Annotated in this window: 18 protein-coding genes, 1 tRNA gene and 2 pseudogenes; 9 read left to right on the plus strand and 12 right to left on the minus strand. The window is 56.9% G+C overall.

Annotated features, from left to right (window positions below; translation table 11 throughout):
• Positions 1 to 113 precede the first annotated feature (113 nt).
• The 8 genes and pseudogenes from GTU67_RS15630 to GTU67_RS14070 all read right to left on the minus strand — a co-directional run.
• Positions 114 to 458, minus strand: a pseudogene (locus GTU67_RS15630) (sugar transferase); the annotation flags it as partial.
• Between the two features lie 1,011 nt (positions 459 to 1,469).
• A complete protein-coding gene (gene pgi / locus GTU67_RS14040) occupies positions 1,470 to 3,131 on the minus strand; it encodes a glucose-6-phosphate isomerase (RefSeq protein WP_185780668.1) in 1,662 nt (553 codons plus the stop codon).
• A 3-nt stretch (positions 3,132 to 3,134) separates the two neighbouring features.
• Complete coding sequence (gene rfaH / locus GTU67_RS14045; RefSeq protein ID WP_221893390.1) at positions 3,135 to 3,662, minus strand: transcription/translation regulatory transformer protein RfaH; 528 nt, start codon at positions 3,660 to 3,662, stop codon at positions 3,135 to 3,137.
• An 80-nt stretch (positions 3,663 to 3,742) separates the two neighbouring features.
• Entirely contained in the window at positions 3,743 to 5,416 is a 1,674-nt protein-coding gene (locus tag GTU67_RS14050) for an ATP-binding protein (RefSeq protein WP_185780669.1), read from the minus strand.
• A gap of 25 nt (positions 5,417 to 5,441) precedes the next feature.
• Positions 5,442 to 5,828: a PAS domain-containing protein gene (locus GTU67_RS14055; protein ID WP_185780670.1), complete on the minus strand. Its 387-nt coding sequence runs from the start codon at positions 5,826 to 5,828 to the stop codon at positions 5,442 to 5,444.
• A 130-nt stretch (positions 5,829 to 5,958) separates the two neighbouring features.
• Complete coding sequence (locus GTU67_RS14060; RefSeq protein WP_185780671.1) at positions 5,959 to 6,615, minus strand: class I SAM-dependent methyltransferase; 657 nt, start codon at positions 6,613 to 6,615, stop codon at positions 5,959 to 5,961.
• 203 nt (positions 6,616 to 6,818) lie between these two features.
• Positions 6,819 to 7,232: a PIN domain-containing protein gene (locus GTU67_RS14065; protein ID WP_185780672.1), complete on the minus strand. Its 414-nt coding sequence runs from the start codon at positions 7,230 to 7,232 to the stop codon at positions 6,819 to 6,821.
• Positions 7,219 to 7,452 (minus strand): AbrB/MazE/SpoVT family DNA-binding domain-containing protein, encoded by a 234-nt coding sequence (locus GTU67_RS14070; protein ID WP_185780673.1) that lies wholly within the window; start codon positions 7,450 to 7,452, stop codon positions 7,219 to 7,221. Before GTU67_RS14070 ends, GTU67_RS14065 begins: the two co-directional genes overlap by 14 nt.
• A gap of 284 nt (positions 7,453 to 7,736) precedes the next feature.
• On the opposite strand from GTU67_RS14070, the gene GTU67_RS15435 reads away from it, so the two are divergent.
• On the plus strand, positions 7,737 to 8,066 hold the full coding sequence (locus tag GTU67_RS15435) for an amidase family protein (RefSeq protein WP_249417732.1): 330 nt from the start codon (positions 7,737 to 7,739) through the stop codon (positions 8,064 to 8,066).
• A pseudogene (locus tag GTU67_RS15440) lies at positions 8,003 to 8,206 on the plus strand (hypothetical protein); the annotation flags it as partial. The gene GTU67_RS15435 and the pseudogene GTU67_RS15440, both read left to right, overlap by 64 nt.
• Here GTU67_RS15440 and fdxA read toward each other — a convergent pair.
• Complete coding sequence (gene fdxA / locus GTU67_RS14080) at positions 8,115 to 8,456, minus strand: ferredoxin FdxA (RefSeq protein WP_093969164.1); 342 nt, start codon at positions 8,454 to 8,456, stop codon at positions 8,115 to 8,117. The pseudogene GTU67_RS15440 and the gene fdxA sit on opposite strands and share 92 nt — an antisense overlap.
• A gap of 174 nt (positions 8,457 to 8,630) precedes the next feature.
• Complete coding sequence (katG, locus tag GTU67_RS14085) at positions 8,631 to 10,799, minus strand: catalase/peroxidase HPI (RefSeq protein WP_185780674.1); 2,169 nt, start codon at positions 10,797 to 10,799, stop codon at positions 8,631 to 8,633.
• A gap of 322 nt (positions 10,800 to 11,121) precedes the next feature.
• On the opposite strand from katG, the gene GTU67_RS14090 reads away from it, so the two are divergent.
• A complete protein-coding gene (locus GTU67_RS14090) occupies positions 11,122 to 11,388 on the plus strand; it encodes a BrnT family toxin (RefSeq protein ID WP_185780675.1) in 267 nt (88 codons plus the stop codon).
• Positions 11,375 to 11,650, plus strand: a complete 276-nt coding sequence (locus tag GTU67_RS14095) for a BrnA antitoxin family protein (RefSeq protein ID WP_249417733.1) — start codon at positions 11,375 to 11,377, stop codon at positions 11,648 to 11,650. The genes GTU67_RS14090 and GTU67_RS14095 overlap by 14 nt, the downstream gene beginning before the upstream one ends.
• A gap of 529 nt (positions 11,651 to 12,179) precedes the next feature.
• On the opposite strand, the gene GTU67_RS14100 is transcribed toward GTU67_RS14095, so the two are convergent.
• Positions 12,180 to 12,269: transfer RNA gene (locus tag GTU67_RS14100), tRNA-Ser, on the minus strand.
• A 185-nt stretch (positions 12,270 to 12,454) separates the two neighbouring features.
• Here GTU67_RS14100 and GTU67_RS14105 point away from each other — a divergent pair.
• The 3 genes from GTU67_RS14105 (at position 12,455) to GTU67_RS14115 (ending at position 15,361) form a co-directional block, all read left to right on the plus strand.
• Entirely contained in the window at positions 12,455 to 13,240 is a 786-nt protein-coding gene (locus GTU67_RS14105; RefSeq protein WP_185780676.1) for a 3-hydroxybutyrate dehydrogenase, read from the plus strand.
• 106 nt (positions 13,241 to 13,346) lie between these two features.
• Entirely contained in the window at positions 13,347 to 14,120 is a 774-nt protein-coding gene (gene yaaA / locus GTU67_RS14110) for a peroxide stress protein YaaA (protein WP_185780677.1), read from the plus strand.
• A 14-nt stretch (positions 14,121 to 14,134) separates the two neighbouring features.
• Positions 14,135 to 15,361 carry an MFS transporter gene (locus GTU67_RS14115; RefSeq protein ID WP_185780678.1) on the plus strand — a complete coding sequence of 409 codons (1,227 nt, stop codon included), beginning with the start codon at positions 14,135 to 14,137 and terminating at the stop codon, positions 15,359 to 15,361.
• Positions 15,362 to 15,372: 11 nt separating this feature from the next.
• On the opposite strand, the gene GTU67_RS14120 is transcribed toward GTU67_RS14115, so the two are convergent.
• Positions 15,373 to 17,586, minus strand: coding sequence for an FUSC family protein (locus GTU67_RS14120; RefSeq protein ID WP_185780679.1), 2,214 nt, complete (start codon positions 17,584 to 17,586; stop codon positions 15,373 to 15,375).
• Positions 17,587 to 18,017: 431 nt separating this feature from the next.
• Between GTU67_RS14120 and GTU67_RS14125 the strand changes: the two genes are divergently transcribed.
• The gene (locus GTU67_RS14125; protein ID WP_185780680.1) at positions 18,018 to 19,742 is read left to right on the plus strand and encodes an acetolactate synthase 3 catalytic subunit; all 1,725 of its coding nucleotides are present in this window, start codon (positions 18,018 to 18,020) and stop codon (positions 19,740 to 19,742) included.
• Between the two features lie 10 nt (positions 19,743 to 19,752).
• Positions 19,753 to 20,244, plus strand: coding sequence for an acetolactate synthase small subunit (gene ilvN / locus GTU67_RS14130; RefSeq protein ID WP_093969157.1), 492 nt, complete (start codon positions 19,753 to 19,755; stop codon positions 20,242 to 20,244).
• The last annotated feature ends 35 nt before the right edge of the window (positions 20,245 to 20,279 follow it).

Raw genomic sequence — 20,279 nt, forward strand, 5'->3', positions numbered from 1 at the left:
TTGTTGATCTGTTATTCGTTTGCCCGACACAGCGATATCTCCAATTTGCTGTGTCAAACCCTAGCAGATCAACCGGCCAAGATAATTGTCGCTAACCGGTCAAGTTAATTGTCGCTGAACAGCTGGGGCAGTTCGTCAAGGCTGCTGCGCCTTAAAAAATGGCCTATGGGGGTAATGCGCGGGTCGTTTTTTAGCTTGAAGTCGGCGTTCCATTCGGCGCGCGCGGCCGGGTTGTTGGCTAACAGGTCGGCCAGCACTTCTTGCGAGTTAAGCACCATAGACCGAAACTTCAGGCATTTAAAGGGTTTGCCGTTTTGGCCGATGCGTTCGTGGCCAAAAATGGGGCTGCCGCCGTCGCGGCTAATACGCCACCCTATGTAGGCAAAGGCCGGCGCCAGTACAGCCAGCAGCACGGCCGACCCAAAAATATCAAAGGCCCGTTTGGTAATGCGCGAAGCCCGTTTTCTAAGGCTTTCGTTAATGCGCAGAATTAAAACGTCGTGGCTGAAAATAAAACCGGCATCAAGGCTGTTTAGCGGCAAGCCCCGTGTGGTGGGTATAACCGACACGGCATAGCATCCATGCAAGGTGGTTTGTTTGATCCAGTAGTCGCGCAGGGCTTCCTGGCCGTTTTCTACGGCAATAAAAAAATGGGTGTTAACGGGGCTGGTGTTTGCCCACAGGGTGGCTTCGTCGGAAATAACCGGTACGCCGTGCAGGCTGGGCGGTGCGCCGGCCGGTTCACCCGTAAAAAAGTACTGGAATTTGAACCCCATGGCGCTTTCGTGGCTAAGGGCCGCGTAGGCTTCTTGGGCGTTGGGGCCCACACCAATAATAACGCTGGGCTTTTGCCACAGGCCCAGGGCGGCCAGCAGACGCTTTACGCTAAACCGGGTGGCGGGCACCAGCATGAATGCCCACAGCCAGGTTAGCGCCCAGGCGTAGCGCGAAGGCTGAACCTTAAGCAAGGCCATGACCACCAGCTGTACCAGCGCAAGCACGGCAATGGTGCGCAAAATTTCGCCCAGTTCGGCCCAAAAGGTTTTGCGGTAGGTGTAATGGCGCAGGCGTACCCAAAACCAGCCGATGCACACCAGGCCCAGGCCAACATGCAGCGTAACTGAAAGCGCCAGGCTTTTTTGGGGGAAATACGGTTGTGTAGACCCCTGCCAGCTGTACAGCAGGCCTGCGGCAACCAGGGGGGCCAGGCAGAACGCTATAAAGTCTGTAAGGGCTTGTACGTACTGAATGGAAATACGGCGCAGCAACCCGCCCGACTTGACGTTGAATAGTCGGGTTGTGTTCAGGCGTGCCTGGGGGTTGTTTGGCGGCATGGCAATGTGCAGGTTGGGTAAGGTTAAGGCGCGGTGGCCATACGGCTTTTGGGGTATGGGCGTTGTGTGTGGGCTAATGCGTACTGTGTATCCGGACCGCGTCAAAATATTTCATTTATTATAAAACATTTTATATCACGCCGCGGGTTCTGTGGCTTCTGGCGTCGGCGTTTCTGGTACGGGTTCTGTTGTTTTTGATACGGGCGCTGTTGGCACTGGCGCAGGTTGGGGCGTTGTTGTGGTGGTGTGTTGCAGCGCCTTAAGCCAGTACAGGGTAGACGCGTCGTGGTTGCCGGTGGGGGCGCCGGGTTGGCTTAATGACCTGAAAATGCCGGCGGCCAACGTTTTGCCGTGTTCCACACCCCATTGGTCGAAGGGGTTGATGTTCCACAGTACGCCCAGGGTAAAGGTTTTGTGTTCGTACAGCGCCAGTAAGGCGCCCAACGAATAGGGGCTTAGTTCGCGCAGCACAATAAGGTTTGATGGCCGCCCACCGGCGTGGCTGCGGTGTGGGGCAAGTTGCTGCGCGCGTTGCGGTGGCAGGCCTTCGGCAAGGCCGTCTTGGTGGGCGTTATGGGGCGTTTTGCCGTTCAGCAGGGCTTCGCGCTGGGCCAGGCAGTTGGCCACCAGGCGGGTGTGGTGCTGGGCCCAGGTGTGGTCGGCGTGCTGGCACACAATAAAGTCTACCGGGCAGCCGTCGCTGCTTTGGTGCAACCACTGAAAAAACGTGTGCTGGGCGTCGGTGCCGGGCATGCCCCACACGGCGGCGCCGGTGGCCAACCCGGCCGGGTTGCCGTTAATGTCAACCGACTTTCCCAAAGACTCCATTTCTAGCTGCTGCAGGTAGGGTACCAGGTGGCCCAACCGGTGGTCGTAGGGGGCAATATTATGCGACCCGTACCCAAGAATATTGCGGTTAATGGCGGCAGCTATGGCCATTTGCACGGGGGCGTTTTCGGGCACAGGCGCGGTGGCGAAGTGGTTGTCCAGGGCGGCTGCGCCGGCGTGCAGGCCGGCAAGGGTGTCGATGCCCACAGCCAGGGCAATGGTCAGGCCCACCGAAGACCAAATCGAGAATCTGCCGCCGACCCATTCCCAGAACTTGAAGATATGGCCTGGGTGTGCACCCCAGGCCAGGGCCTTGTCGGGGCAGGCGGTAATGGCAACAATGTGGCGGTAAGGGTCGGCCACGCCGGCGCCGGCCAGCCATTCAATGGCGCGTTGGGCGTTTTCAAGGGTTTCGGTGGTGGTAAATGATTTTGACGCGACCACAATAAGGGTGTCGCGTGGGTCTAGCCCGGCCATGGCGCCGGCCATGGCGTGGCCGTCGATATTGGCGGCAAAGCGCACGGTGCGCCAGGTTCCGGCGTAGCCAAAGGCCGCTACGGCCAGTCGAACCCCCCAGTCGCTGCCCCCAATGCCAATATGAATCACGTTGCGCCATTGGCGTTCGGCGTCTGCCAGGTGAACAAAATCCATCATGCGCTGGCGTTCGTGGGCTACGTCGCGGTTAGGGGCGGCGGCGCGCAAAGCGGTATGCCAGGCGGCGCGCAGTTCGGTGGGGTTGGCCGTGTCGCCGTTAAGCAAGGCGTTGCGCCGGGCGTTAAAGTTGTGTTCGTCTAGCAGGGCCTGGGCGGCGGCGGTAATGTCGGGCGAGCCGTACTGTGCGCTCAGGTCGATATGCAGGCCGGCTGCCTGCAAAATTTTTGAGGTGGGTTGGGGCAGGCAAGCCTGAGCAACGGCGTGTGCCAGTGGTTGCCAGCGCCCGGGCAAGGCGTTATTGGGGGTAGGGTGCATGGGTTACAGGGCTTTGGCCAGGGCTTCGGGCATAACGGGGACGCGAACGGGTTTGCTTAACAGCTCTATAAGCACCATGGCGCGGCGTTCGCCGTCTGTTATTTGGAACAGGCCCTCTATGCCGCTAAATGGGCCTTGAGTAATTTGCACGCGGTCGCCTGGTTGAAACAGGGGAACCGGCCGGGTGTGCAGGGCTTCTTGCTGGCGTAAGGCATCGACCAGGGTGTTGTCGATTTTTTTGGGTTGGGTGCCAAAAGTAACCAACCGGCTAACCCCCCGGGTAGACCGAATAGGCGCCCAGCTTTGGGCCATGGCGTCGTCGCCCAGTTGTATAAACAAGTAACGGGGGAACAAAGCTTCTTGGCACACAACGACTTTGCCGCGCTGTAACTTTTCATGAAACAGCTGTGGCAAATAGCAGGTGTAACCCTGTTGTTGCAGGTTTTGCAGCGCACAGGCTTCTTGGCGCGGTTTTGTGTGTATAAGGTACCAATGCACGGGTCGGCCAATACGTATCAAATCAAACAGCATTCTAGCAATTGTAATGGTTGCCTGCTTGTTATTGGTTTATGACCGGTAACTAACGCCCAGCATTAAAACAATGCCGGGTGCTATAGCGGTTTGGGGTCTTCCGACAGCGCTTTTTTAAGCAACGTGGCCAGGTCTACCCTTAAGTAGGGCTTGGGCAGCAGCCAGTAGCCTTCGGCGGTGCGGTCTTGGTCTTTGGCCAGTTTGTGCGAATACCCCGACGACAGCACCACCCGTATGTTGGGCTTTTGGCGGCGCGCCAGTGCGGCCAGCTGCTGGCCGTCCATGCCGCCGGGCATCATCATGTCGGTAAGCAACAGGTCAATGTCGGGGTGGCGCTGCAATTCAAGCAGGCCCTCGTGGCCGTTGCTTGCGGCCAGCACTTCGTAGCCTAGTTTTTGTAGCTGTCGCACTAGCGTAACCTGCACGGCGGGTTCGTCTTCGACGACCAGAATTTTGCCGGTGCCGGTGGGCGGGGTTTTGATTTCGGAAGTGGCCCCGGGCGCAGTGGCGGCGTCGGCCATGACCGGGAAATACAGGCCGATGGTTGTGCCTTGCGTTAGGGCCGATGTTACGGTGACGCCACCTTTTGACTGTTTAACAAAGCCGTCAACCATGCTTAGGCCCAACCCGCTGCCATTACCCACGTTTTTGGTGGTGTAAAACGGGTCAAAAATATGTTCTTGGGCATCGGGGGCAATGCCTTGACCGTCGTCTTGTACTTCCAGCAACAGGTAGGTGGCGTCGGGGGGCAGGTGCCGAGGCAGGGCGGCGTTATGGGGGTTAACGGTGCGGGTGCGCAGTGTTACCGTGCCCGAATTCTGAATAGCGTCGCGGGCGTTTAGCACCAGGTTAAGCACGGCGTTTTCTAGCTGAGCCGGGTCAACCATAATGGTGGCCGGGTTGGCGTTAAGGGCCAGGTTAAGTGTAATGCGGCTGTCTAGTACCCGTTCGGCCAGGGTTTGCATGCCGGTAAGCAAGGTATTAACGTGCACCGGCTTGGGTTGCAGCAATTGTTGCCTTGAAAACGACAACAGGTTGCGGATCAGGTCGGCACCGCGGCGCGCCGCGCGTTTCACGTCTAGCGCCATTTCCTTGTGTTCGCTGCCCTCGGCCAGTTCTTCTGCCAATTGGCCCGCGTTGCTTAAAATGACCGTCAGCAAGTTATTAAAGTCGTGCGCCAGGCCCCCGGTAAGCTTGACGATAGCCTCGCGGCGTTGCGACACCTGCAGTTGCTGTTCTACCTGGCGGGCGGCTTCGCGCTGTTGGGTGCGTTCGATAGCCACACGCACAAACTGGCAAATATGGTTAATGGTGGCAAGCTGTTCTTCGGTAGGCGGTTGGGGTTGATGGCTGTATATGCCAAACGTAGCCAGCACTTTGCCGGTGGCCCCTATAACCGGGGTTGACCAGCACGCCCGGGCATCGATAAGGTCGACGATGTCTTGAAAGGGTGCCCAAAGCGGGTCGGTGATCATATCGGTAACAATTACTGGCTGTTGTCGGGCAGCAGACGTACCGCACGACCCAAAGCCTTCGCCAATGCTTACGCCGTTAAGGGCCTGAATATAGTCCTGTGGGTGTTTGGGGGCCGACCCATGCCACAAGCGCCCGTTTTTTACCAGCAAAATAGAAGACACAACGTCGGGGATGAAGCCGTCGACGGCGTGCGTGACGATGTCGAGTATGTCTTGTAGTTCGCGTTCTTGGCTGATGGCGTCGAGCACCTTGCTTTCAAGGGCTTGCAGCGCAACCACGCGCTTAAGTTCGCCATGGGCCTGGTCAACAGCCTGATTGGCCAGCTTGATGTCGTGGATGTCGGTGGTGATGCCGTACCAGCGCCGAATTGTGCCGTCGGGGTTGCAGTGCGGGGGTGGCCGCTACATGGTGCCAGCGGTAACTGTTGCTGGGCTGATGGAAAATCCGGAATTCGGCCTGATACTTGGCGCCCGACGCGATGCAGTTGGCCCAAATACGCGATGTAGGCGCGTGGTCGTCGGGGTGAACAACCGCCAGCCAGTCGATTACGCCGCCTTGGTCGGCAGGGCGCCCGGTGTAGTGTTCGAAGACGTGATTTACGTAATCTACCTGGCCATTTGGGGTGGCTGTCCAGATCATGCTGGGCAGTGCCTCGGCCATATCGCGCTGGTTGTCGGTAAGTGTGGGCATACGGTGTGTAGCGTAATACTATTCGTAACTGGGAACAAGGCAAACGTGGCCCTACCGGCGCAGCCATTGCACTGCTCAGAATTCTGGACAAAGCGCCCGAGGCCGCCCTGTCGGCTTTGCGCTGATGTTTTTATGTGCCCAGGCCACCGGCCGTGTCTGGCGCTCTGGAAATACAAAAAACGCATGCCGGCGGCAGGTTTTTAGCTACAAAAGCCGTCAGCCGGCTGGTCAGGCCCAATGCATTTAGCGTGTCTGCCGACACCGGGCATGTCAGCCCATAGGTAAACAAATACAGTGCACCATCGGGGCGCATGGCCTCGAAAGTGGCTTCAAGCATTTGCGCATGAATGGTGTGGTTCATGTTGCGCAAAGGCAAGCCGCACACTGTGGCAACAATATCGCGCTGGGCGGTGTCGTAGTGCAAATGCAGGGTTTGGGCCGGTATTTGCAGCAAGGTAGACTGCGGAAAGCGATGGCGTAACCTGGCGGCCAGTGCCGGGTCTTGCTCGACCAGCACAAGATCGGCCGGGTCAAACCCTCTGTCCAGCATATATTGGGTGAAAGCGCCTGTGCCGCTGCCCAGTTCAAGGACTTTGCCGGCGCCCGGCTGCAGGTGGGCCGTGATGGCAGCCGCCAGCGCCCGGCTTGAAGGCAGAATGGCGCCGATGCCCAGCGGGTTTTTGGCAAAAGCTTGCACAAACTGTATATGGTCTTGCAGCCATTTCAGGCGGCTGTCGGTGTCTTGCGTTGTCTTGGCTACGGTTTCGTGCGCTGACGGTGAAGACATGGTGCGTCGTCCTTTTTTGGTTTTTTGGCAATGGCCGCGGCCATCAGGCCTGCATCGAACTATAAGCTAAATGCTCGCAAGAATCGATGGCATTTGTAAACAGATGTCAGCCTTGCTGCGGGACAACGTTGTCCCGATCAGGAACAGGTTGATGTCTTTCCTGCGGTTTCTGCCTAATGCTGCTCTGCCGGTGGCCGCAGGGGCTATTTGAAAGGATTCTTGACGCTAAGTTGTTGGTCTGGCAGCTGTAGCCCGTTGTGCATGTCTTCGGTATACAAGGTGTGGCAACCTGCATCGGCTGCAGCCGCCACAATGCAGGCATCATAAAACGGTAACTGGTATCGGGCCGAAATTGTCCTGCCTTGGTCGTGAATGGTTTCGGTAAGGGGTACAACCTTGCAAAAGCCCCGTACCAGGGTCAAAAACCGGGTGATGTCGTCCCACGTCATTTGCAGCTTGCGCCTGCATACGTGCGCCACTTCGTTTAACACTTGCACGCTGATCACCGGGCCGGACGCCAGCAGATGTTCGGCCTGATCGGCCTTGTGGTTGTCTGCCGAAAGCAGATACAAAACGACATTACTGTCAAGAAAATGCCCGAATTTAGTCGCGCGCATTGGCTTGCTCGCGGTCGAAGTGGAAGTCGGCGGGCAACTTCCCCCGGAACGCACGCAAGCGTTTCAGCAATTGGTCGGCGCCTGGCTTTTTACGTACTGCAAAGGTTCTTGCGTCATCAATAATAATTTCAATGTCATCGCCTTCCCGCAGCTCAAGTGCCTCGACCAGGCAGGCAGGGAGGCGCACCGCAAGACTATTGCCCCATTTTGCAACTTGCATGATGAGCTTCCTGATGTTGATATACATTTTTATTGTATATCTTGGGTGTGGAAATGCAAGGGGCAAATAGGTCACCGCCACGGGTCGGAAAGCGCTAATTGCGGCGGGTTGTATATGCGGGACGTATTTGCGAGATTCCGCTGTTTTCATTTCCTGCGGTTTTTGCGTAATGCTGCTTTGCCGTTAGCCGCAGGGGCTGTTGTGGTGTCTGTCGTGTTGATAAGCTGGTTCTAGCAGGGTCTGGCCACCGCCGGCCCACATAAACCAATAACGGAGACACAAACATGACAAAAATTTCTGACCCTGCGCAGCAACCCTCAGAGTTATGGCGCTGGAGCGCAACGGCGCTGGCGCAGGGTATTCGAACCGGTGCAATTTCTTCGCGGGAAGCAACCCTGGCGAGCCTGCAACGTATCGAGCAAGTCAACCCTCACGTCAACGCACTGGTCGAGGTCTCGCCCGAAGAGGCTTTGGCGATGGCTGATGCTGCGGATCGCGCAGTGGCGTCTGGTGAAGACCTTGGGATGCAACCCGCACACCGGGCGGCTCGAGTGGCGGGGCTGCTGCTGCGGCGGCGACTGGCATGGTGCCTGGCCGATATTTTGTCGGGTTGACCGGCCCATTCTATCGGGCAAAGGTACGGCTGGCGATGGGTGTTTTTGCTAGGTTTCGATTTGCTGCTTTAGCAGATGCAGCTTGTTTTTTGCAGCGGCCCAGACCTCATGCTCTGGCAAGGGTGGCTTGGCTTGTGTAATGCGCTTCCAGCGCGGGTCGTGCGATAGGTCACGGTTCAGTTGCACAAAATGCGCCTGGTCGGGCGCGATTTCGCTGGCCTCGACAATGGCACCGACGGGGCATTGGCCGACACAAATCGAGCAATCAATACATTCGTCGGGGTTGATAACCATGAAATTAGGCCCCTCGAAAAAACATTCCATGGGGCAGACACTGACGCAGTCGGTGTACTTGCAGGCAATACAACTTTCGGTTACTACAAAGGCCATGCTTTTAAATCACCCTGTTTAATTGTTTATGTAGGTGACGACTGTACTCGCTTTTTGTGACAGCCAATAGCAACGGTGCTGCAAACATTAATTCCCGAAACAGGAATATTCAGCTTATCAATTTGAACAGCCGGTAGCCGACTGTTGTCAGCTACCGGCCGCTTGGGCAGTGCTTTACTGTAGGTCGAAACGGTCAGCGTTCATTACCTTTGTCCAGGCAGCAATGAAGTCGTTGACGAACTTTTCGCGGTTATCGTCCTGGGCGTAAACCTCGGCGTAAGCGCGCAGAATAGAGTTCGAACCGAACACCAGATCGACACGTGTCGCCGTCCATTTGGTAACGCCACTGGCGCGGTCGACAATGTCGTAGCTGTTACGACCCGTCGGCTTCCAGCTGTAGTTCATGTCGGTCAGGTTCACGAAAAAGTCATTGGTCAGTGCACCCACGCGGTCGGTGAACACGCCATGGCCGGCGCCACCGTAGTTGGTGCCCAAGACACGCATGCCGCCAATCAGCACCGTCATTTCAGCGGCGGTCAAGCCCATCAACTGGGCACGATCCAACAGCAGTTCTTCGGGTTTGACGACATAATGGGTTTTTTGCCAGTTACGGAAACCGTCGGCCAGGGGCTCCAGCACGTCGAAAGAATCGACATCGGTTTGCGCCTGTGTGGCGTCGCCACGGCCCGGCGCAAAGGGCACAGTGGCCGATACACCCGCGGCTTGTGCCGCTTGTTCGATGCCCACGTTACCGCCCAGCACAATGACGTCGGCCACGCTGGCGCCGGTTTCGTTTGCGATTTGCTCATAAATTTTCAAAACCTTGGCCAGGCGCGCAGGCTCGTTGCCTTCCCAGTCTTTTTGAGGGGCCAGCCGGATGCGGGCCCCGTTGGCGCCACCACGGTAGTCGGAGCCACGGAATGTGCGTGCGCTGTCCCAGGCGGTAGACACCATGTCGCTGACGCTTAAACCGGCGGCGATGATTTTTGCCTTGACAGCAGCCACATCGTAATTTGCATTGCCGGCTGGCACCGGATCTTGCCAGATCAAATCTTCGGCAGGCACTTCGGGACCAATGTAGCGTGCTTTGGGGCCCATGTCGCGGTGGGTCAGCTTGAACCAGGCGCGAGCGAATACATCTTCGAAATAGGCCTGGTCAGCCGCAAAACGTTCAGAAATCTTGCGGTATTCCGGGTCCATTTTCAGGGCCATGTCGGCGTCGGTCATCATGGGCATGCAGCGGATCGATGGATCTTCGACATCGACGGGCATGTCCTCTTCTTTGATGTTGACCGGCTTCCACTGCCAGGCACCGGCCGGGCTTTTTGTCTGCTCCCAATCGTGCTTGAGCAGCATCTGGAAGTAACCCGCGTCCCATTTTGTGGGGTTGGTGGTCCAGGCGCCTTCAATGCCGCTGGTGACCGAGTCACGACCAATGCCGCGCGTTTTGTGGTTGATCCAGCCAAGGCCCTGTTCTTCGATGTTAGCGCCCTCGGGGGCCGGGCCAAGGTTGGCTGCATTTCCGTTCCCGTGTGCTTTGCCAACAGTATGGCCGCCGGCGGTCAGCGCGACCGTTTCTTCGTCGTTCATGGCCATGCGCTCAAACGTCACGCGCATGTCTTTTGCGGTTTTCAGCGGGTCGGGGTTGCCATCAACGCCTTCGGGGTTAACGTAGATCAGACCCATCATCACTGCGGCCAGCGGGTTTTCCAGATCGCGCTCACCACTGTAACGGCTGCCTTCGCTGCCGCTCTTGGCCAGCCATTCTTTCTCGGAGCCCCAGTAAATATCTTTTTCAGGGTGCCAGATGTCTTCGCGGCCAAATGCAAAGCCAAACGTTTTGAAGCCCATTGATTCGTATGCCACATTGCCGGCCAGAACAATCAGGTCAGCCCAGCTGATTTTGTTACCGTATTTTTTCTTGATCGGCCAGAGCAGGCGACGGGCCTTGTCAAGGTTGCCATTGTCGGGCCAGGAGTTAAGGGGCGCAAACCGCTGGTTCCCTGTTCCTGCGCCACCGCGGCCATCGGCTACGCGGTAGGTGCCGGCGGCGTGCCAAGCCATGCGAATCATCAAGCCGCCATAGTGTCCCCAATCGGCCGGCCACCAGGGCTGGCTATTGGTCATCAGCTCGGCCAGGTCTCGCTTCAGCGCGTCAACGTCGAGGGTTTTTACGGCCTCACGGTAATTGAAGCCGGTTAGCGGATTGGTCTTGCTGTCGTGCTGGTGCAAGATGTCGAGGTTCAGGGCTTCGGGCCACCAGGCCATGGGCCCTTGGCTGGATGCGGTATTGCCGCCATGCATTACCGGGCATTGGCCTGCGTTTGTCTGGTTATTTTCCATGTCGCGCTCCTGTTGCGTTACGAATTAACGTGCGTTGGTACAAGGGCCATTGTTAAGCAGGCTGTCAGATTAGTAAAGTTTATTATTTAAATAAACCTGATAGCAATACCCTATTAAGCGTCGTTCCAGGTTGCAGCCAGAACGTGTCAAGCCTATACAAGGAAAGTTTCAGGAAAAGGTCAGGAAAGGTCAAGTAAAGTTTGGAAAGCGTTTGGTAAGGTGGGTGCCGGCGGATTGGGTATTGCTTTTGTTCGCAGGCTTTAACCTTCTGTAGTTACAAAAATAAATTGCACTCCAGATTTTTTGTAACTACAATAACTGCATGGAAATCACGTTTGATCCCACCAAAGACAAAGCCAACCAAGCCAAGCACGGGGTATCTCTTCTGCTTGCGCGCGAGTTGGATTGGTCTGATGTGATGGCCAAGCCAGACACCCGACGCGATTATGGCGAGTTGCGTGAGATTGGTTATGGCGTGATTGATAATCGGCTTTATTGCGTGGTGTTTACACAGCGGCAGGACACGATGCATGTCATCAGCTTGCGAAAAGCCAACAGCAGAGAGGTGAAAAACTATGTCGACAACTAAGAAAGGGTTGGTAATGCCAACTCCGGAAGAAGACGTGGCGATCAATGCGGGTATCAAGGCTGATCCAGATACTTACGAGTTGTCGAAAGCAGAGTTTCGACAACTAAAGCGTGTTGGTCGTCCCAAGAGCTCCTCGCCCAAGGTTCAGCTGACTGTGCGCTATGACGCAGATATTGTGGCCGCGTTTAAAGCGGGTGGGGAGGGGTGGCAGACCCGAATGAATAGCGCCTTGCGTGACTGGCTGAAGACGCACTCTGTCTAAAGCCACGCCCGTTGATGATCTGGATGCTAGTAGGTGCGTTCACGCGCGGGTTATAAGTTTTTGTAAGCTTGAATCAATAAATATAAGTGGCTCCCGCTGCATGAGAGTCTGAGCCCAGGACGGTGTCAGGGCCGTGGGGCGAAAGGGCTTTGAGCACGCCGACGGTAAGGCCTTGACCGTGGATGCAAGGACGCGGCTGTTTGAGTGGGCGTTTTCGACCCATCGGGTCGAGCCCACGAGTTCCGCGTCCGCCACGGGCAAGGTCTGGACGGCGGGCAGCCCCAACGGGGCCGTGCGATGCCCGTTGCCACACGGCCCTGACACCGCCCGAGTCAAGAACCCGGACAGCACCCAGGTCTGATGAATGTGTATCGCCCGAAAATGCGACAGAACCTGCGGTTGGAGCGGTGTGATTAACCGTGTCTAGTGAGTGCGTATCGCCCGAAAATGGGGAAGAGCCCCTAGATGGAGGAGAGCTGAAAAATCAAATAAAAAAGCGCCCCGGGGGGGCGCTTAAATATAGACTGCCTGGCGGACAGGGTGGGATTCGAACCCACGGTACGCTTGCACGTACGCCTGATTTCGAGTCAGGTACATTCGACCACTCTGCCACCTGTCCGTGCTGCGGTCTACCAGCAAGACCGCAATTCTAGCAGAGGTATTTATTTTTTGCACGGTGCCCGGGCCTTATGGGCATAAATTCGAATGGCGGGCAGCGGTTTGGTGCATTTGCGCAGTGTACTGATTAAGTTTTATAGAATACAGTACGGCTTTAAGCTCAAAAACCAATACGAAGGGGGTTGCATGCTGACAGGTAAACGCGCCGTTGTAACAGGGTCGACCAGTGGTATCGGCTTGGCCATTGCCCGCGAACTGGCGGCCAACGGCGCCGATATTGTTATTAACGGGTTTGGCGATGCACACGACATCGAACAGGCTCGTATCAATATAGAACTTGAGTTTGCGGTCAAGGCCTACTACATTGCCGCCGACCTGTCGCAGGCCGCCGCAACCCGCAAATTTATAGACGACGCCGCAACAGTATTGGGCGGCGGTCTGGATATCCTTGTCAATAACGCCGGCATCCAGCATACCGACCTTATCGAAAATTTCCCGGTTGACCGTTGGGACGCCATTATTGCCCTGAATCTCTCGGCCGTGTTCCATGGCACCGCCGCCGCGCTGCCTTACATGAAGCGCCAGGGGTGGGGGCGCATCATCAATATTGCGTCTGCCCACGGTTTGGTCGCATCGCCGCAAAAGTCGGCCTATGTTGCAGCCAAACACGGCGTGGTTGGCCTGACAAAAGTAACCGCGCTTGAAAACGCCGGCAACGGCATTACCGCCAACGCCATCTGCCCGGGCTGGGTGCGCACCCCCCTTGTCGAGCGCCAAATCGAAGCGCTGGCCGAGAAAAACGGCACCGATATCGAAACCGCCGCCAAAGACCTGCTGGGCGAGAAGCAACCCTCGTTGCAGTTCGTAACCCCAAAACAGCTTGGTGCCGCTGCAGTCTTTCTGTCGTCAGATGCGGCCGAACAAATGACCGGCGCCAGCCTGTCTATGGATGGCGGCTGGACGGCGCGTTAATCCCCGCGACTTTTGACCTTGGCTTGCACACCCGTCGGCGCTTTGCGTCGGCGTTGCTATTACCGAAATACCTATTCAATTTTTGCGATCAGGAACGTTTTTAAACATGCTAGTGCTTCTGTCTCCCGCCAAAAAACTCGATTACGACTCGCCCGTGCGCACAACAACGCACACGCAACCCTTATTCGTTAAGCAGGCCCAGGGGTTGATCAACGTACTTAAAGAAAAGTCGGCCTCCGAAATTGCCGGCCTGATGAGCCTGAGTGACAACCTGGCCGCCCTGAACGTAGAGCGCTACGCAGCCTGGACCCCAAAGTTTACCCAGACCAATGCCCGTCAGGCCGTCCTGGCGTTTAACGGCGATGTCTACGAAGGTCTCGATGCCCCCGCATTGTCCGAAGAACAGCTCGATTGGGCGCAGCAGCACGTGGCTATATTAAGCGGCTTATATGGCGTTTTGCGCCCGCTCGACCTGATGCAGCCATACCGCCTTGAAATGGGTACACGTTTGGCGACCGACAAAGGCAAGAACCTGTACGACTACTGGGGTAGCGACATTGCCCAGTACCTGAACGCGCGTTTGGTAGAGCAGGGGGCCGACACAATTGTAAACCTGGCGTCCGAAGAGTATTTCAAATCCGTCGACCAGAAAACGCTAAACGCCCGCATTGTGCAGTGTGTTTTTCAGGACGAGAAAAACGGCAACTGGAAAGTCATCAGCTTTCATGCCAAGCGTGCCCGCGGCCTAATGGCCCGTTACATTATCGAAAACCAGATTACCGATCCTGCAAAGCTCAAGGGTTTTAACGCCGAGGGCTATACCTTCCATGCCGACGCGTCTTCCGACTTGAAGCTGGTCTTCCGTCGCCCCGAACGCTAAGCGGCAGGCAGGCTATGACCAATTCAACCCGTATTTTTCTATTCTTCTCGTTCGGCTATTTTGTCTCGTATCTGTATCGTGGCGTCAATATTGGCTTTTCGGGCTTTCTCATCGAAGAAATCGGGCTCTCGGCAGCCGACTTGGGCCTGCTGACCAGCCTGTATTTTTTGGGTTTTGCGTTAACCCAGATACCGGCAGGCGCAGCGCTAGATACCTGGGGGCCGCGCAAGGTCAACGGCGTACTCGTGCTGGTGGCCGCTGTCGGTTCGGTAATCTTCGCGCTTAGCGACACCATGTGGGGTCTGATGCTGGGCCGCTTTGTCATTGGCGTGGGCGTGGCCGTTTGTCTGGGGGCGGCGTTCCAGGCCATGGCCCTTACCTTCCCCACCCATCGTTTGCCCATGATCAACGGCGCGGTCGTGGCGCTTGGCGGGTTGGGCGGGGCTGTGGTGGGGACACCCTTGTCGCTGGTGCTCGACGTCATTACATGGCGTACGGCCAGTTTCTGGTTGGCGGCACTGACGGTCATGGTTTCGTTGTGCCTGTTGTTTGGTGCGCACGACACGGCCCCGTTGCATAATCGCAAGCGTCCCACAATGGGCGACCAGCTTCGCGGCACCTGGGAAATCGCCCGCACGCGTGCCTTCTGGCAAATTTTGTTGTTCCCGTCCATTGTGGCCGGCACCTTCTATGCGGTGCAGTCTTTATGGGTGAAGCCGTACCTGCTCGATGTCAACGGGCTGCCCGGTGCGACGGTAGACGGCCTGGTGTCGCTGCTGGGGTTTGCGGCCGTGTTCGGGAGTGCCGCTTCTGGGCTCGTGGCCCGGCGGGTTGAGCGCTGGGGTATCAGTCTCTACCACTTCTGTGGCTTGTTGCTGGCCCTGTTCGTGGTGACCGAGGTGCTGATTTTGCTTGATGTGCCATTGCCGCGCGCCTTTTTCTGGATCTCCTACGGTTTCCTGGGCGGCACCAATGCGCTTATTTACGCGGTGTTGGTCGAAACCTTTCCTCGTCATACCCTGGGGCGTGTCGGCACCAGTTTCAATATGCTGGTGTTCTTCCTTATTTTCCTGTTCCAGAATGCCGTAGGCTGGGTGGTTGAGCTGTGGGAACCCATTAGTGTGGGCGTGTATCCGGCCCAGGCCCATATTGCCGCGTGGGTTATTTTGCTTGCCCTGCAAACTACCGCGGGTATTTGGTACTTTGCCAGCAAGCAACCTAAAAAGCTCGAACACTTGTAAGGAAAAGCGGGTTATGCCGTTCCCGGCGTCAGCGCCCGCATTTCCTGTCGAATCAGCTGAGTTGCTTTAAGCATTTGCTTCACCGGGTAAGCCAGGGCCGCCAGCTCGCCTTCAGTTTCAATTGACTGCGGCGGGTTGGCGTCTTTGTCGCTCAGGTATTCCTCAATGGCTTCAAGCGACAACCGTATCCCGTCGGGAACATCGGGTAGCTGAGCCAATAACGGGATGGCCGCGCTGATCTGCGAGGCCAGCAAGTGGTTCTGAATAAGCAGGTGGTTAAGCTCGGGTACATTGCGCTGGCGGCGCACGGGTTCGGCCATCATGCGGTAAAACGCCGCTGTAAAGTTGCCCAGGGCAATGTAGGCGTTTTTGCGGGTCAGTCGCCAGGCGACATCGGCTTCTTCCACCTCGCGGGTCAGGGCCTGGCGTGCAGGTTCGTCAAGGTCGGTCGCTTGCATCAGTTTGCGGCTCAGGTTTGCATAGTGCATGCCGGCCCTGAAAAATTTGGCATTGGCGTTTTTGGCCGCAGCCGCCAGCGAGCCCATAAAATTGTGTTCCCACCACGGCAATATATAGCTGCATCCCAGCGCCAGTGCGCTGCCCAGCAGCGTGTCAAGAAGGCGTTCACCGATCAGGAAGTTGGTAGCGGGCGACAAGAAATGAAACGCCAGCATCAGGCACAGTGTGTTCAACGCGGCCGACATCATGAAATTGACCTGGACCATGCTGTAACCCAGTATGCACGCGGCCACCAGAACCGTGAAATAAATGTTGGTGCTGGGGTTAAGGTTGAACATGGCAAATGCCAGTACGCACCCCAAAAATGTGCCGGCCAGACGAAACAGGTTGCGTTGCCGGGTCAGGGCATAGCCTGGCTTCATCACCACAACAGTGGTCAAGATAATCCAGTACCCGTGAATTTCAATCGACGCGCCATCGGGCTGCGACGCCAATACGGCCGTCAGTATGGCATCGACAACCAGCGCCAGGGTGGCGGCAATCGCTACCCGAATCGAGTAGCGGAAACTGGGCGAGTCCAGCCGCAGGTTACTGGTGATCATGCCCAGCCGCAATTCGTTATGCGATAAAAAACGGCCCAGTGTTTTGTCCAGCCGCATGTCGACAAGTTCGAATGATTGCTTGGGCTGGGTGTGTTCGGTCATGCGCTCGACAATGCGAGCCGCATTGCGCAGGCGTCGCAGCACTTGAACCAGCAAGGCATATACCTCGGGCTGGGTGTCGGCCAGCCCCTGCTGGCGGTATTGTTCAAGCTCGTATTCGATGGCTCGAATTTCGGCCTTGACGCTGCTGCGTTCGGTAACAGGGCGGTCGCGAGCGACATCCAGCGCAATTTGCCGTGTGTTGTTGGCCAGTTTGCGCAGGGCGTCGCGCGCAAACACCAGCAGGTCGCTGTCGTGCAGGTTCCGGTGCAGTGTGGCGTAGTCGGTTTGCGTGGCCACCAGGGTATCAAGCAAGGCCACCATATCTATAAAGATATTCAAGGCCGCGTAACGCCGCCGGTCTGATCTTGACTTGCCGGTTGGCAGTTCCCGCAGCACCGTGTTGCGCGCCGCCTGCTGGCTTTCGGTCATGGCCGATTGCGTGCGCATAAGCTGGCGGTAAGAGTCTTCGAGGTCGAGCGTGACGTCGTACAGCCTTGACCGCGTATCGATGTAGTCGGCGGTGGCAAACAGGGCAACCGATAGCGCCTGCTGTTCTTCGCGGTGCCAGAACACGCGGTGAACGGCGCTGCTGAACAAAAAATAAAACAGGCCGCCCGCAAACGAGCTTAAAGAATGGATCAGTATTTCGTGGGGCTCAAGCGCTTCGCGCATGGTCAGGGTCATGATGAACAGGCAGGCGTAGCCCATCAGGCCGCCCTGGCGACCATACACGGTAAACATCGAGAACAAAAAACACAGCGCCGGGATGACAAACCAGATGAGGGTGGTGTGTGATGCACTAAGCCCGGTAACGACCGTAGTCGCGGTGCCCAGCAATACCGCACCCAGCATGGTGTTGACGCTGTAGCGGCGAGGGCTGCCGGGTTGGTCGATGACCGCAACGCAGGCCGCGCCAATAGAGGCCACCATGCCCAGACCGTATTCGCCCAGCACCAGCCCTGCAAACAGTGCCGGGATGATCACGCCGGTGGCTTGTCGCAGCCCGCCAAAAAAGTAGTGGCTGTAAAAAAAACGTTGGAGCAGCGGCAGGGTGGCGGTCATTCTGGTGTCAATTGCACAACGAAAGTGTCTAGTATAGAGATTAAGCGTTGCATTTTGATCGCTTTCACGGGCTTCGATTTGATTCTGATGCTGCAACGCGGTAAATTACCCGATTAATCTGTCAAATATCATTGGCGGATTGTGTAAGGTTTTGCTTTGCCGGCGTACCCGCCCGGTTTTTTGCGCCCTAAATCAACTTGCTGTTGGCCGCGTCACAAACGTGTGTGTCAACGCATTCCGTTTCTACCTCTTGCATTCACCCGAATGCGCGTACTGCATCTCGATGGGTGTGTGCCGAATCGGCAGGGTATCTGGGTGGCGTGGTTCCGTGAATCACAAAGCGCCAGACTATGTTGCCGCAGTCGGTATAGCCCGGGCTGTCATGGCCGGTCGGGGTGTCAGTGCCGGTTACGAAAGGAATTAAATTTATTATGGAACTCAATGGCGCCGACATCGTCGTACGCTGCCTTGCCGAACAAGGTGTTGATCACATTTTCGGTTACCCAGGTGGCGCGGTCCTTTACATTTACGACGCAATCTACAAACAAGACAGCTTCAAACACGTCCTGGTTCGTCACGAACAGGCCGCCGTGCACGCGGCCGATGCCTATTCGCGTTCGTCGAACAAAATCGGGGTAGCGCTGGTCACCAGCGGCCCGGGTTTAACCAACGCCGTTACCGGTATTGCCACCGCCTACATGGACTCCATCCCCATGGTGATCCTTAGCGGTCAGGTGTCTACCGCCGTCATTGGCGAAGACGCTTTCCAAGAGTGTGACGCCATTGGCATTACACGCCCTTGCGTCAAGCACAACTTTTTGGTGCGCGACGTCAAAGACCTGGCCGACACCATGCGCAAGGCGTTTTATATTGCCAAAACCGGTCGTCCCGGCCCCGTTCTGGTCGATATCCCCAAAGACGTTACCGTCGCTACATGCAAGTACACCGCGCAGCGCGAAGAAGTCGCCCTGCGGTCGTACACGCCAGTTGTCAAAGGGCATCAGGGGCAAATTAAAAAGGCCGTGCAAATGTTGCTGGCGGCCGAGCGCCCCATGATTTACGCCGGCGGCGGCGTGGTGCTGGCCGATGCCGCACCCGAGCTGCGCCAGTTGGTTGATTTGGCGGGCGCGCCTTGCACCAATACCCTAATGGGCTTGGGCGCATTCCCCGCGTCAGACGACAAGTTCGTGGGTATGCCGGGTATGCACGGCACCTACGAAGCCAATATGGCCATGCAAAATTGCGACGTTCTGGTCGCCGTGGGCGCCCGTTTCGATGAACGCGTTATCGGTAACCCCAAGCATTTTGCGCAAAACCAACGCAAAATCATTCACATCGACATCGATCCGTCGTCCATTTCCAAGCGCGTCAAGGTCGATGTGCCCATTGTTGGCAGCGTCAAAGACGTGCTGCAAGAGTTCAACGCCATGTATGCCCAAATGGCTGTGGCCGAAGAGCGCACCGACCCGGCACGCCTGGCTGACTGGTGGAAGCAGGTGCAAACCTGGCGCGGCAAAGAGTGCCTCAAGTTCAAGAACTCGACCAGTGTCATCAAGCCGCAGTTTGTTGTCCAAAAGCTCTGGGAAGTCACCGGCGGCGAAGCCATCGTTACCTCCGATGTCGGCCAGCATCAAATGTGGGCTGCCCAGTACTACGGGTTCAACGAGCCGCGTCGCTGGATCAACTCCGGTGGTCTGGGTACCATGGGTGTAGGCCTGCCCTACGCCATGGGTGCGCAAATGGCCAACCCCGGGCGCGACGTTGCCGTTATTACCGGCGAAGGCTCCATCCAGATGAACATCCAGGAGCTTTCGACCTGCAAACAGTATCACCTGACGCCCAAGGTTCTGTGCCTTAACAACCGGTACCTGGGTATGGTGCGTCAGTGGCAACAAATCGACTATGGCTCGCGCTATTCCGAGTCTTACGTCGATGCCTTGCCCGATTTCGTCAAGCTGGTCGAGAGCTATGGTCATGTGGGTATCCGTACCGACAAGCCCGCCGACGTCGAGCCGGCGCTGCGCGAGGCGTTTACCAAGTACAAAGACCGGCTGGTATTCCTCGACTTCATCACTGACCAAACCGAAAACGTTTGGCCCATGGTAAAAGCCGGGCGTGGCCTGACCGAAATGCTGCTGGGTTCAGAAGAGCTGTAAGGACATAACAATGAAACATGTAATTTCCATTCTTCTCGAAAACGAACCCGGTGCGCTGTCTCGTGTGGTGGGCCTGTTCTCGGCTCGTGGCTATAACATCGAAACGCTTACCGTGGCCCCCACCGAAGACGAAACCCTGTCGCGCATGACCGTGGTCACGCAAGGTTCTGACGAAGTCATCGAACAAATCACCAAGCACCTTAACCGTCTTATCGACGTCGTTAAGGTGGTCGATTTGTCTGAAGGGCCGCACATCGAGCGCGAACTGATGCTGATCAAGGTGCGGGCGGTGGGCAAAGAGCGCGACGAGCTCAAGCGCATGGCCGATATTTTTCGCGGTCGCATCATCGACGTTACCGACAAGGCCTACACCATCGAACTCACCGGCGACCAGGGCAAAATCGAAGCCTTCATCGGTGCACTCGACCGCAGCGCCATCCTCGAAACCGTTCGTACCGGCGTGTCCGGCATCGGCCGTGGCGAACGTGTTCTAAAATTGTAGTCATGTTGTTCCAGCGGCCCCACCTGCTTTGGGTG

The sequence above is a fragment of the Pusillimonas minor genome, assembly GCF_014237865.1.
GTDB lineage: Bacteria > Pseudomonadota > Gammaproteobacteria > Burkholderiales > Burkholderiaceae_B > Neopusillimonas > Neopusillimonas minor.